The sequence below is a fragment of the Myxococcus sp. MH1 genome, assembly GCF_059738865.1.
Genome location: NZ_AP026947.1, coordinates 8,040,453 through 8,051,953 on the forward strand (window position 1 = coordinate 8,040,453; position 11,501 = coordinate 8,051,953).

Consider the following 11,501-nt stretch of genomic DNA (forward strand, 5'->3'; position numbering starts at 1 on the left):
CTACTCGGGGGAAGTGGTGCGCCGGTGGACGAAATAGGGGGAGCGGACGAGCGCCACGAGCGCGTCGCCCAGCTTCAGCTTCGGGTCCGCGCGGAAGCTCCTGCGCATGTCCTCCAGCGTCCTGGCATCGACGGTGTCCTCGTCGCGGCCCATGACGTAGCGGAACAGCTGCAGCGGCACGCAGTTGGCCACGTCCGGGCTCTCCGACAGGAAGCGCGCGAGCGCGGCGCCGCCGGTGAACGGGTGCGTCCCGTCCTCGGTGACGACCGAGCCGCTGGCGTCCACCGGCAGGCCGTTCTCCTCCGTGCGGTACTTGCCCAGGCCGTCGTAGTCCTCCATGCCGAAGCCGATGGGGTCCAGGTCGCGGTGGCAGCCCGCGCAGGCCGGGTTGTTGGTGTGCGCGGCGAAGCGGGCGCGCGTCGTGGCGGTGGGGTCCACCGCGGGCGGGATGATGATGATGGACGGCGGCGGCGGCGGCACCTCGCGGCACAAAAGGCGCGTGAGGACGAACTTGCCGCGGCGGATGGGCGAGCTGGAGTCGAACAGCGCGTACGTCGTCAGCACGCTGGCGTGCGTGAGGATGCCCACGCGGTTGGCCGGCAGCGGCACGCGGCCGATGGTGCCATCCGGCGTCAGCGTCGTGCCGTAGAACAGCGACATGCGCCCGTCCGCGAACGTGTAGTCGGCGCCGAGCAGCGTCTTGATGGACGCCTCCTCGTTGGCGAGCACGTGGTCGATGAACGTCAAGGTCTCCCGGCGGCTGGAGTCCTTGAACGCCACGCTGAAGTCCGGGAACACCTGGTTGTTCTTGTTCAGGCTCTCCAGGCCGGACAGGCCCAGCCACTCGATGATGAAGCGCTGCAGGTACTGCTGGGACTGCTTCGTCTTCAGCAGGCGGCGCGCGTGCGACTCGCGCACGTCCGCGGACTTGAGCACGCCCGCGGCGGCGGCGGCCGTCAGCTCCACGTCCGGCGGCGAGCCGGTGATGGCGAACGAAATCGCGGAGGCGATCTCCTGCTGCGTCAGCCACACGACTTGATTGGCGGGCGCGCCGGACTCACCCAGCTCCGTGCGGTACAGGAAGGACGCCGACGTCAGCACGGCCTGGATGACGTACTCGGCCGCGGCCTTGGGGCTCGTGTCCTTGCGGACCGCCTTCCACAGCTCGAGCAGGTCCGTCTCCTCCTCGGCCACCACGGGGCGCCGGAAGGCGCGGGCTCCCAGCGCGCGGATGAACGCGCGGGCGCAGTCCTCCTCGTCCTTCCCCGCGGCGCACTCGTACTCGCTGGCCAGGTTGTTGGCGGCGACGGGCCCCCAGTTGCGCTCCGCCGCGCTGTCGAGCTGGTCCGCGAGCAGCGGCGTGACCTGCAACCGGTCATGCGTGGTGAAGCCCAACAGCGTGTCCTCGGGCGCGAACAGCTGCGCCATGGGCACCGGCGAGGGGTTCTTCACGATGGAGTAGACGCTGTTGTCGTACTCGGCGCGGGTGATGCGGCGCACGCGCGCGGGGGCTGCCTCCGTGACCTCTGGAGGGTCTCCGCCGGATGAGTTGCCTGAGCAGGAGGCGGTCACCAACAACAGCGCCGCGGGGAGGCAGTAACGGATGATTCGCATACGAAAGGCACCCTCTGAGCCAGCAGCCCCTGGAAACCCCCTCTTGAAGCGCCGGAACGCAGCGGAGTCTAACCGCGCGCCCTGTCGCGTCCTCCGGACTTTTTGGTGAGTTCAGTGAGGGCCGCGCTCCACGCTCTTCCAAGCCTGCGAGAAACACTCCCGCTCGCCCGACAGTGGCCTACGTCCACATCGCGCTCCACACGCGCAAAGCCTGCGTGCATGGAGTGGGAGTGGACCCACGCGACACCTGACCACCCACACGCGGCGCACCGGGTGGCTCGTGCTCCGAGCGGACGAGCACGCCGCGCGCGGGCGACAGGGATTGACTCAACCTGGACGCACGCGGTGCTCGACGCCCGAGGAGCCCGCGACGACGAGGTCCGTGACGAGGTTGAGGAACAGGCCGTGCCCCACGACGCCCGCGCGCGAGTCCAGGCGCGCGGCGAGTGACGCGGGCGTGTCGATGGGACCGAAGGCGCAGTCGAGCACGAGGTTGCCCTGGTCCGTGTGGAAGGGGCTGCCATCCGCGCGAGTGCGCGGTGTCACGCGCGCGCCGAGCGACTCCAGGAACAACTGCTGCGAGCGCCAGCCGAAGGGCAGCACCTCCACCGGCACGGGCCAGTGCGTGCCGAGCCTCGGTGACAGCTTCGCCACGTCCGCGACGATGACGAAACGGCGGCTGGCCTGCGCGACAATCTTCTCGCGCAGCAGCGCCCCGCCGCCGCCCTTGATGACGGACAGCTCCGGAGCGACCTCGTCCGCGCCGTCGAGGGTGACGTCCAGCACCGGCTGCGCGTCCAGCGTGGTGAGCGGCACCCGCAGCTCCCGCGCGAGCGCCTCGGTGGCGAGCGAGGTGGGGACGCCGAGCACATCGAGCAGCAGCCCGCGCTCACGCCGCGCCGCCAGCGCGCGCACCACGAAGGCCGCGGTGCTGCCCGTGCCCAGGCCCACCCGCATGCCCGCACGGAAGAAGCGCTCCACCGCCGCCTCCGCCGCCTCGCGCTTGTAGCGCGCCGTCTGCTCGGCCGCGTCGTCCGCCATCACCCGCTCCTTCCTCACCTCGCGAGAGAAACGTACAACGCCCCCCTCGCGCCCATCAGGGACAACCTGCTTCCCACCCCGCACGGGGACAGGGTGGGAGGCAGCCCGCACGGGCCCGCACCGAGCGCTCACCTGGCGGGTGGTGAGCGGATGGGGCTAAGTAGGTCGCCGGAAGTTCCGAGACAAATGCCGGTCGCATGCGCATTTTCTGGACCATGCGACCGGCAAGGAGCCCTGCCGAACTGGGGCTGACAGCAGAGGACAGGCGGAAGCTGGAGCATGCGCTGCGAAGCGTGCGCGACGCCCGCCACTTCCGTCGACTACTGGCAGTGAGACTCCTCGCAGAGGGCAAAGGCCCGGGCGAGGCTGCGCATCTGGCAGCCCTGAGTCGGCCAGCCGTCTACTTCTGGCTGGAGCGCTATCTGGCGCAGCGTGACCCCGAAGCGCTGCGAGATGCCCCGCGGCAGGGGCGGCCGAGGAATGCGCCGCGCCTGACGGCCGAGCGCCTGCGCGAAGTCGTCCGAGGCAGCCCAGAGAAGCAGTCCTGGGCGAGCCACGGCTGGACGGTGCCGCTGCTGTGCACGCACCTGAAGCGACAGGGCATCGAGGTGTCGCCCCGTACACTGCGCCGCCGGCTGCACGAGGCGGGCCTGGCGTGGAAGCGGCCACGGTACGTGTACGCCACGGCGGCGCCCCATCCAGGGCAGAAAAAGGGGGCCTTGTCCGCCGTCTGAAACGGCTCAAACGCCTGTTCCCCCGGGCCGTGCTGCTCGTCATGGACAGCACGGTGCTGCGGTGGTTTCCGCCGCTGCGCGCCGCCTGGGCCCCCAGGGGAGAGCAGGCCGTGGTGCCGATTACAGGCGAGAACGCCAAGCGCACACTGTGGGGCGCCATCAACCCTCGCACCGGCAAGCGCGTGCTGCTGGCAACCCAGCGCGCCAGACGCGAAGACTTCATGGATTTTCTGCGCGCCCTGCGTGCCGCCTACCCCGGTCGCCCTCTGCTGCTGGTGTTGGACCGCGCCAGCTGTCACACGGCCCAGAAGTCCCAGCAGCTCGCCGCTCGCCTCGGAATCCACCTGCTGCTGTTGCCCAAGCAGCGCTCAGAACTCAACTGCATGGACCACTTGTGGCGCTCCCTGAAGCAACGCGTTTCCGCCAACCGTCAGTACCCCACGGTCGAGCAGCACGTCGGCGCCGCCATCCGATGGGTGCTGGGCCTTTCTGCACGGGACGCCCTCCGCAAGGCCGGCTGCCTCGCCGAGGGCTTCTGGCTACGCGATTTGTTAGAGAACTTCTGGCGACCTACTTAGAAGCGGAACACGGTGGCGTCGAAGCCGCCCGCGTTGACGTTCCCGGGCAGGCTGCCCCAGGAGTAGCCCACGACGTACACGCCGCCGTCGGCGCCCACCGTCACCGCCTGGCCCCGGTCGGAGGCGCTCGAGCCCACCTGCCGCGTGCCCAGGGGCTTGCCCGCGGTGTCGTACGAGCTGACGAACACGTCGCTGCCACCCAGCACGACGTTGCCGTCCAGCGCGCCCGACGTGTGCCCCACCAGGTGCACGCGACCGTCAGCCCCCACCGCCACGCCCTGTGCGTAGTCCGTCGTGGTGGTGCCCAGCTGCCGCGTCCACTGCTTGTCGCCCGCCTCGTCGTATTTCACCAGCACCGCGTCGTAGGTGCCCACGCGGACATTCCCGTCGAGCGCGCCGAAGGTGTAGCCGGAGACGTAGGCCGCGCCGGACGCATCCACGGCGACCCCCGTGGCGTAGTCGTCACTGTTCGAGCCGAGCTGCCGCACCCACGCCTGGTTCCCCGCCACGTCGTACTTCGCCAGGAACAGGTCCACCGTGTTGTTCGTGGACGTGACGCCGTCGAGGCTGCCCTGCGTGTAGCCGGCCAGGTAGATCTCCTCGCGCGAGCTCACCGCCACGCCCAGGGCCACGTCGCCGCGCGAGCTGCCGAACTGGCGCATCCAGTACGGATTGCCCCCGGTGTCGAGCTTCGCCACCACCACGTCGTAGTTGCCCGGCGTCGGCGTGCCGTCGATGCGGCCCAGCGAATAGCCCGCGAGGAAGAGGCCGTCCTGTCCCGACGTGCGCGTGACGGCCAGGCCCGTGGCGAAGTCATCCGTCTGCGTGCCGTCCTGCCATACCCACTGGAGCACGCCCGACGCGCTGAGCTTCAGCACGAAGAAGTCCGTGCCGCCCTTGTTCACGTACGGCAGGAAGCTGCCCCAGGTGTAGCCGGCGACATAGACGTTGCCCGCCGCGTCCGCCGTCACCGCGAGCGCCCGGTCATTCATCGCCGTGCCCACCTGATGCACCCAGTGCACCTTGCCGTCCGTGCCCTGCTTCACGACGAACACGTCCTGTCCGCCCGCCGCCGGCGCTTCGCCGAACTGCCCGCCGGTGTGCCCCGCGACATAGACGGCGTCACCGACCGAGGCCACGGCCAGCGCCTGCTCATCCGCGGCGCTTCCGAGCTGTCGTTGCCAGACGGGTGCGTTCAGGGCCTGCGCACTCGCCAGCGGTGCTCCCAGGATGGCCACCGCGCTCGCGACCGCACCTGCGCCACACCACCACTTCCGAACCATGGGCGACTCCTCTCGAGATGAAGGTTCCGCCCCGTACTCTGGCGCGGGGGAAGGCCCTGGCGCATCTCGCAAAGGACTCCGCACCTCCTGTCCGAAAGGTGCGACGCGGAGCGTTGTGCACTCCGCGTCCTTGCGGGGGCGCGCCGACGCGTGCCCCCCACTTCACAAGCTCAGATGTTCCAGCTGCCTCGGACACCCAGCATGACCGACCCGTACGGGCCGTCGTCCGCGTAGCCGAGCGGCGACGTGGTGGTGGGCAGCGGCGAGGGCAGCGTCAGCGTGGTGTCGCCCGAGCGCGTCGTGTAGCGCCCGACGGTCGCCGTCAGGAACGGGCCGAACGACAGGGAGTGACCCAAGCGCCACTTGCCACCCACCGTGACGTTGGCGAACTCGGGGCCCCGCGTGCTGCTCTTCAGCTTCAGGTTCGCCGCGAGCGGGCCCTGCGGTCCCTGCACCTGCGTGGGGCCGGAGTTCTCGTTGCGCAGGATGACCATGCCGAAGCCCAGTCCGACGAACGGGTCGAACGAGGCCGTGGGCGAGAAGTGATACTGGACCTGCGGACCGAAGCGAAGCTGCGAGGCGGCGCACTCCCAACCCTCGAAGCAGGAGTACGGATTCTCCTTGGTCAAGATGTGCGTGTAGCTGCCGTAGGCGCCGATGAACCAGTTCGGCGTCACCCGGTAGCCCACCTCCGCCACCACGGGCACCGCGCCGTTGGCCGCGTCGCTGAGCTTCACATCACCGATGGTCTGATTCAGCCGCAGACCATTCTTGTAGACATACCCCACGCCTGCCTGGAACCCGAGTCCGACGGTGACTTCCAAACCTGTCGGCGCACTGTACGTCGCGACTTCCTGCGCGCTCGCGCCCGCCGAACCCAGTGCAACCGCTGCCGCCAGGGCCCAACTCAGCCTTCCCGTCATAAACCCCTCCGTCGAGTGGAGCGTTGAATCTAGAACAAGCCGCATCTCACAAGTAAGCCGCGTTGCGTCAGGGTGACAGTTGTGACGGTGGGTCAGCGATGACTGTCAGGGACGTGCACAATGCGGGGCATGAACGTCACCCTCGAACAGGCCCGGGCACTGGACGCATTGGCACGACACGGCACCTTCGCGGCGGCGGCCCAGGCGCTCGGAAAAGGGCACACGGCGGTGCTCTACACCCTGCGGACGCTCGAGGGACAGACGGAGCTGGAGCTGTTGGACCGGCGGGGCTACCGCACCCGGTTGACGGCCGCGGGCGAGCGGGTGCTGGAGCACTGCCGCAAGTTGTTGGCAGTTGAGCGCGACCTCGAGGCGACATGTGCGGAGATACGCGCGGGGTGGGAGCCCACGTTGCGAATCGTCTTCGACGGCGTCTTCCCGGCCGAGCCGCTGTTACGCGTAGTGAAGGCGCTGAGGGCGGAGGGCGCGGGCACGCGCTTCCACGTGTCGTCGGAGTTCCTCGCGGGCGTGGAGGCGGCCTTCACGCGGGACGACGCGGACCTCATGGTGTCGGTGCTGCCGCCCGCGCTGCCGGGGCTGAAGAGCTACGCGTTGCCGGAGCTGGAGGCGATGCTCGTGGCCCACCGCTCCCATCCGCTGGCGAGGCGGCGTCGCGGCGTCATCAGTGAGGAAGAGCTGTCCGAGCACCTGCTGCTCACGGTGCGTGGCTCGGACCCCCGGCTGCAGTTGAGCACGGTGTCGCTGGAGCTGCGCTCCACGGTGCACCTCAACGACTTCGCGGCGAAGAAGGCGGCCATCCTGGAGGGCCTGGGCTACGGGTGGCTGCCCGAGCACCTCGCGTCGAAGGAGCTGCGGCGCGGAGAGCTCAAGCTGCTCAAGCCCGCGAGCGGCTCCACGCACGCCTTCCTCCCCAAGCTCCACCACCGCGCGGGCGTGAGGCTGGGCCGCGCCGCGCGCCGCGTGGTGAAGGCGCTCACCGGCACCGAGCCGCCGCAGTAGCGCTACTTCGTCGCCGTGGTGCAGTCGCCCGACACGTTCGTCGCCGCGCGGCCGTCCACCATGTTGTCGCTGAAGACGTTGTCGTCCGTCACCACCAGCTCCACGCCGCCGCTGCCGCGGTTGCACACCACCACCGCGCCCGCGCCCGCGCGGTTGCCGACGAACCGGTTGCCGCGCAGGGTGAGCCCGCGCGTGCCCACGTCCTCCAGGTAGACGGCCGCCGCCGGTCCGCGCGTCACGGTGTTCCCCACGAAGACGTTGCCCTCCACCAGGTCGTTGTTCGGCTGGAAGTAGTGCAGTGCCCCGCCGCCGCCCAGGTCGTAGATGCCCTGCGCGTTGGGCCACGCGAGCAGCGGGCGCTGCGCGAGCGAGCTGTCGGTGGCGCCCCGGTAGGCCTCCAGGACGTTGTCACGGAAGGTGTTGCCGCGCACCACCGAGTCACGCCCGTGCGTCACGCACATCGCCCCGCCGCCCGCCATGGAGGACGTGCCGTCCTGCGCGAAGCGGTCCACGTCCCGGGTGCGGTTGTTCTCGAAGAGGGAGTCCTCCACGCGCGAGCCCACGGTGAACATCAAATCCAGCGCGCCGCACTTGGCGGACACCTCGTTGTCGCGGAACACCGCGTGGCGAATCGTCACCGGCCCCGGGTAGTAGGCCCACAGCGCGCCGCGCGTCCGGTCGCGGTTGCCGTTGTAGTCGTTCTTCTTCACCTTCTCGAAGACCATGTGCTCGAAGACGGGGTCGCCGTCGCCCACCGAGCCGTCTCCGAAGAAGTTCATCCCCCACCAGCCGTGGGGATTGGTGGAGGTGAAGAGCACGGGCTTGTCCGCCGTGCCGCGCACCTGGATGCCGCCGTACACGCGCACCTCCACGCGGCCCTCGTGGTGGTTCATCACGCTGTCGGCCGCGCCGGGGTCCACGTCGGCTTGCGTGACGTCGGGGCGCCCCTTGAAGTCGAGGATGACGCCCGGCTCCACCGTGAGCACCTGGCCCTTGGGGATGGTGACGACGCCCTCTGCGTCCCCGACGACGCGGTAGGGAGAGCCCGCCTCGGTGAGCGTGCCCGCCAGGGTCCCCGTCACCACGGTGCCGCCGTCTTCAGGGACCACGATGACGGGCCCTCCGTCACCGCCACCCGGAGTCCCTCCGTCCTCACCGCCGGGCACCACGCCGGGCTTCTCGGGCGTGGAGGAACACGCGGCGTAGGACAACCCCAGGACCACGGCCCACAAGAGGCGCTTCACGGACTCGGAGGCGGACAGGTGCATGGCTTCGCGCGCTAGCACGGCGCCGAGGCGCGCCGCAAACCGCGCCCGGGCTGATAGAAGCCCGCGCCATGGCGAACGACCTCCTCGTGCTCTCCTATTCGGGCTGTTCCACCTGCAAGAAGGCGCTGAAGTGGCTGGAGGCGAAGGGCCTCTCCCCTCGCGTGCGCCCCATCGTGGACGAGCCCCCCACCCTCGCCGAGCTGGACGCGTGGATTGCGAAGAGCGGCCTGCCCGTGCGCAAGTGGCTCAACACCAGCGGCCTGAGCTACCGGGCGCTCGGCAAGGCGAAGGTGGACGCGGCGAGCGAGGCGGACGTGCGGGCCTGGCTCGCCGCCGATGGCAAGCTGGTGAAGCGGCCGGTGCTCGTCACACCCTCGGCGGTGCTGGTGGGCTTCCAGGAGGAGGCCTGGGAGCGCGTGTTCTCCCAGCGAGGCTGAGGGCCGAGCAGCCGGGCGGGCGGACGTGCGCCCGTCCCTCGCGAAGCGCGGCCGCGCGTGAAGATTCCTCTCTATGGAATCCAGCACCAGGCGTCCGCTCGGAGAAATCCTCCTGGAGATGGGGGTGCTCAACCGCGCCCAGCTCCGGGTGGGGCTGGTCCACCACCACGAGACGCAGGTCCCCCTGGGACGCGCGCTGGTGCGCGAGGGCGTGTGCACCGAGGCGGACGTGCTGCGCGGCCTGTCGGCGCAGCTCGGCGTGGGCGCGGTGGACCTGGACCTGCAACCTCCCGAGCGCGGCATGGCGGACCTGCTGCCCGCGCGCATCGCCCGGCAGTATCGCGCGGTGCCCCTGCGCGTGGAGCTGGTGCCCATGGAGCAGGGCGAGCGCGAGGTGCTCCACATCGCCCTGCCCGCCCCCGTGTCGCTGGAGGCCGTGGACGCCGTGCGCGCCGTCACCGGCAAGCCGCGCGTCGAGGCCTACGTGGCCTCCGACCCCGCCATCACCCGCGCGCTCTCCGAGCTGTACGGCTTCGAGGAGCCCGCCGAGCCCGCCGCCACGCCCGCGCCCGCCCCCGGTGGGCACCTGCTGCTCTACGGCTGGCCTCCCGTCACCGCCGTGCTCATCTCGCGGCAGCTGGCGCGCAGCGGCTTCCAGGCCCGGGTCGCGACCCCACTGGAGGTCCTCCACACCAGCGCCAACGACGTGGTGCTCGCGCCCCTGCAGGCCATGGAGGGACTGTTGGCCGGCGAGGTCCACATCGAGGGCGCGCTCATCGTCCACGGCACGTCGGACGACGAGGGCTTCGAGCGGGCGCGGAAGCTCGGCGCGCGGGGCTTCCTCGCCAATCCCCGCGACGAGCAGCTGCTCCTGCGCGCGGTGCGCCGGCTGATTCCCGGCGGAGGCTCCTCCATCTCCGGAGAGTCCGGCTCGTCACACCACTCGCACTGACGTGGGCCCGGCGCGCTACCCCTGGAGCAGGCCCAGCGCGTCGAGCACCTCGGGGTACACCTTGCTCGCGAAGTAGCGCCCGCCCGCGATGGTGAAGTGCACGCCGTCGCTCATGCGCAGCTTCATCGGCTTCCTGAAGCCCTCGACGCGCGCCTGGAGCAGGGCCTTGCCCTTGGCGTCCGTGAAGTACGGGCGCGTGTCGACGTAGCGCGCGTCCGCGCGGGAGCCGATGACCTCGCGCTGGAGGCCCCGGATGAGGCCCAGCTTCTGCTCGAAGCGCTTGAGCCCCGTCGCCGGCAGCTCCAGCCAGATGATCTTCCGTCCCGGCGCGGCGAGCACGCTCGCGAAGGAGTCGATGCGCTGACGGTACGCGTCCTCCCACTCGGGCTTGCCCCAGTGGACGGGCTTCTTGCCATCACGCTCCAGCAGGGACTGGCCATCGTTTCCCCCGAGGATGACCACCACCACGTCCGGCTGGTGGCGCTTCACCTCCTCCTCGCCCACGGCCATCCAGTCGAAGAAGTCCGGTCGGGCCAGCCCCGTGGAGGAGCGGGCGCGGCGCGACGCGCGAATCGTCGGATGCGCCTCCAGCCGGGCGAGCAGGTAGTCCCCGAAGCCCGTGGCGATGAGGCTGTCACCGAGCAGCAGCACGGAGCGCGGACGCTCGGCCGCGGGAGCCGCCGCGTCAGCAGGCGACGCCGGCGCCGCGAGCACGGCCTCGGACGCGGGGCCCGCATCCGGTCCGGAGGGAGCAGCCCAGGAGAGCCCGGTGGAGAACACGACGAGGACGACGAACCAACCCGTGAAGCGCTTCCGCATTCGGGCCGCACGCTAGCGGCACACCGCCGTCAGGTACACTCCCTTTCACGACGCCTCCCGGGGCCCACCGCCCGACTCACGCCGCCGACACCTTCGGGGTGGACGTCAACCTCGCGAGCCACGGCGCCAGCAGCTCCGCGCAGGCCTCCGGGTGGGTGAAGTAGGGCACATGCCCCGCCCCCTTCAGCATGTGGTGCGGCGTCCCTGGCGGAAGCGATTGCAGCAGTCGCTCCACGGTGGAGGGGGGCACCAGCACGTCCCTGTCCCCCTGGATGCAGAGGCAGGAGACGTCCAGCCGTCGCAGCTCGGGCGGGTGGGCCTCGCGTTGGATGGCGAGCGCGCGATGCCACGTGGTGCCGCGCTCCACCACCGTCGTGGGGACCACCTCCGCCACCTGCCCGAAGGGAACCGGCTTCCACGCGGCCAGCCCCGCGGCGACCACGCCGGGCCGTGCCCACACGGCGATGGGGCCCATCATCCCGATGAGCAAGCCACGCACCCCCAGGTGGGTGGTGCGCGTGAAGGCGCCCAGGAAGGCCACGCCGCGAGCGACGCCCGCCGCCGCCAGGTGCGCGGCCACCATCCCACCGAAGGAGCTGGCCACCACCGCGTCCACCGGGCCCGCCGCGTGCGCCACCTGTCGCGCGAGCGCGCCCGCGCCCACCGCCGCATGCGCTCCTTCCGGATACTCGACGAGGACGGGACGACAGAGGGGTGACAGCGCCTGGGCGAGCGCGCGGAAGCCGGAGCCTCTCGCCCCCAGGCCGGGCAGCAGGAGCACCCTCGGCCCCTCGCCTTGCCCCACCTCTGTCAGCTGCACGTCCGAGCGCAT

At 70.7% G+C, this 11,501-nt stretch carries 12 protein-coding genes; 5 read left to right on the forward strand and 7 right to left on the reverse strand.

The genetic code is table 11. The features are described from left to right. Together AC6JA9_RS31490 and rpiA are read right to left on the reverse strand one after the other, a co-directional pair. A complete protein-coding gene (locus AC6JA9_RS31490; RefSeq protein WP_267699977.1) occupies positions 1–1,614 on the reverse strand; it encodes a DUF1588 domain-containing protein in 1,614 nt (537 codons plus the stop codon). Positions 1,615–1,941: 327 nt separating this feature from the next. Next, entirely contained in the window at positions 1,942–2,655 is a 714-nt protein-coding gene (gene rpiA, locus AC6JA9_RS31495; protein ID WP_223781905.1) for a ribose-5-phosphate isomerase RpiA, read from the reverse strand. A 215-nt stretch (positions 2,656–2,870) separates the two neighbouring features. On the opposite strand from rpiA, the gene AC6JA9_RS31500 reads away from it, so the two are divergent. Together AC6JA9_RS31500 and AC6JA9_RS31505 are read left to right on the forward strand one after the other, a co-directional pair. Next, entirely contained in the window at positions 2,871–3,389 is a 519-nt protein-coding gene (locus AC6JA9_RS31500) for a helix-turn-helix domain-containing protein (protein ID WP_408891715.1), read from the forward strand. A gap of 29 nt (positions 3,390–3,418) precedes the next feature. After that, a complete protein-coding gene (locus AC6JA9_RS31505; protein WP_408891716.1) occupies positions 3,419–3,967 on the forward strand; it encodes an IS630 family transposase in 549 nt (182 codons plus the stop codon). Here AC6JA9_RS31505 and AC6JA9_RS31510 read toward each other — a convergent pair. Both AC6JA9_RS31510 and AC6JA9_RS31515 read right to left on the reverse strand, forming a co-directional pair. Further along, the gene (locus AC6JA9_RS31510) at positions 3,964–5,250 is read right to left on the reverse strand and encodes an SBBP repeat-containing protein (RefSeq protein ID WP_223745281.1); all 1,287 of its coding nucleotides are present in this window, start codon (positions 5,248–5,250) and stop codon (positions 3,964–3,966) included. The two genes, AC6JA9_RS31505 and AC6JA9_RS31510, sit on opposite strands and share 4 nt — an antisense overlap. Before the next feature lie 170 nt (positions 5,251–5,420). Then, complete coding sequence (locus AC6JA9_RS31515) at positions 5,421–6,074, reverse strand: hypothetical protein (RefSeq protein ID WP_223745280.1); 654 nt, start codon at positions 6,072–6,074, stop codon at positions 5,421–5,423. Positions 6,075–6,302: 228 nt separating this feature from the next. On the opposite strand from AC6JA9_RS31515, the gene AC6JA9_RS31520 reads away from it, so the two are divergent. Continuing rightward, complete coding sequence (locus AC6JA9_RS31520; RefSeq protein ID WP_223745279.1) at positions 6,303–7,193, forward strand: LysR family transcriptional regulator; 891 nt, start codon at positions 6,303–6,305, stop codon at positions 7,191–7,193. 2 nt (positions 7,194–7,195) lie between these two features. Here the strand turns inward: AC6JA9_RS31520 and AC6JA9_RS31525 are convergent, their stop codons facing one another. Beyond that, positions 7,196–8,461: a right-handed parallel beta-helix repeat-containing protein gene (locus AC6JA9_RS31525; RefSeq protein WP_497958291.1), complete on the reverse strand. Its 1,266-nt coding sequence runs from the start codon at positions 8,459–8,461 to the stop codon at positions 7,196–7,198. Between the two features lie 68 nt (positions 8,462–8,529). Here AC6JA9_RS31525 and AC6JA9_RS31530 point away from each other — a divergent pair, with 68 nt between their 5' ends. After that, positions 8,530–8,898, forward strand: coding sequence for a Spx/MgsR family RNA polymerase-binding regulatory protein (locus tag AC6JA9_RS31530; RefSeq protein WP_141328238.1), 369 nt, complete (start codon positions 8,530–8,532; stop codon positions 8,896–8,898). Positions 8,899–8,971: 73 nt separating this feature from the next. Beyond that, a complete protein-coding gene (locus AC6JA9_RS31535; RefSeq protein WP_497958292.1) occupies positions 8,972–9,850 on the forward strand; it encodes a GspE/PulE/PilB domain-containing protein in 879 nt (292 codons plus the stop codon). A 15-nt stretch (positions 9,851–9,865) separates the two neighbouring features. Here AC6JA9_RS31535 and AC6JA9_RS31540 read toward each other — a convergent pair whose 3' ends face one another. Next, on the reverse strand, positions 9,866–10,669 hold the full coding sequence (locus AC6JA9_RS31540; RefSeq protein WP_223745276.1) for an SGNH/GDSL hydrolase family protein: 804 nt from the start codon (positions 10,667–10,669) through the stop codon (positions 9,866–9,868). A gap of 76 nt (positions 10,670–10,745) precedes the next feature. After that, a complete protein-coding gene (locus tag AC6JA9_RS31545) occupies positions 10,746–11,501 on the reverse strand; it encodes an alpha/beta fold hydrolase (protein ID WP_223781901.1) in 756 nt (251 codons plus the stop codon).

Bases quoted from the DNA above. Each gene is read 5' to 3' on its own strand.
- AC6JA9_RS31545 (WP_223781901.1), bottom strand. From the start codon at position 11,501: ATGCGCTCGGACGTGCAGCTGACAGAGGTGGGGCAAGGCGAGGGGCCG.
- AC6JA9_RS31500 (WP_408891715.1), top strand. From the start codon at position 2,871: ATGCGACCGGCAAGGAGCCCTGCCGAACTGGGGCTGACAGCAGAGGAC.
- AC6JA9_RS31520 (WP_223745279.1), top strand. From the start codon at position 6,303: ATGAACGTCACCCTCGAACAGGCCCGGGCACTGGACGCATTGGCACGA.
- AC6JA9_RS31490 (WP_267699977.1), bottom strand. From the start codon at position 1,614: ATGCGAATCATCCGTTACTGCCTCCCCGCGGCGCTGTTGTTGGTGACC.
- AC6JA9_RS31535 (WP_497958292.1), top strand. From the start codon at position 8,972: ATGGAATCCAGCACCAGGCGTCCGCTCGGAGAAATCCTCCTGGAGATG.
- AC6JA9_RS31510 (WP_223745281.1), bottom strand. From the start codon at position 5,250: ATGGTTCGGAAGTGGTGGTGTGGCGCAGGTGCGGTCGCGAGCGCGGTG.
- AC6JA9_RS31540 (WP_223745276.1), bottom strand. From the start codon at position 10,669: ATGCGGAAGCGCTTCACGGGTTGGTTCGTCGTCCTCGTCGTGTTCTCC.
- AC6JA9_RS31525 (WP_497958291.1), bottom strand. From the start codon at position 8,461: ATGCACCTGTCCGCCTCCGAGTCCGTGAAGCGCCTCTTGTGGGCCGTG.
- rpiA (WP_223781905.1), bottom strand. From the start codon at position 2,655: ATGGCGGACGACGCGGCCGAGCAGACGGCGCGCTACAAGCGCGAGGCG.
- AC6JA9_RS31530 (WP_141328238.1), top strand. From the start codon at position 8,530: ATGGCGAACGACCTCCTCGTGCTCTCCTATTCGGGCTGTTCCACCTGC.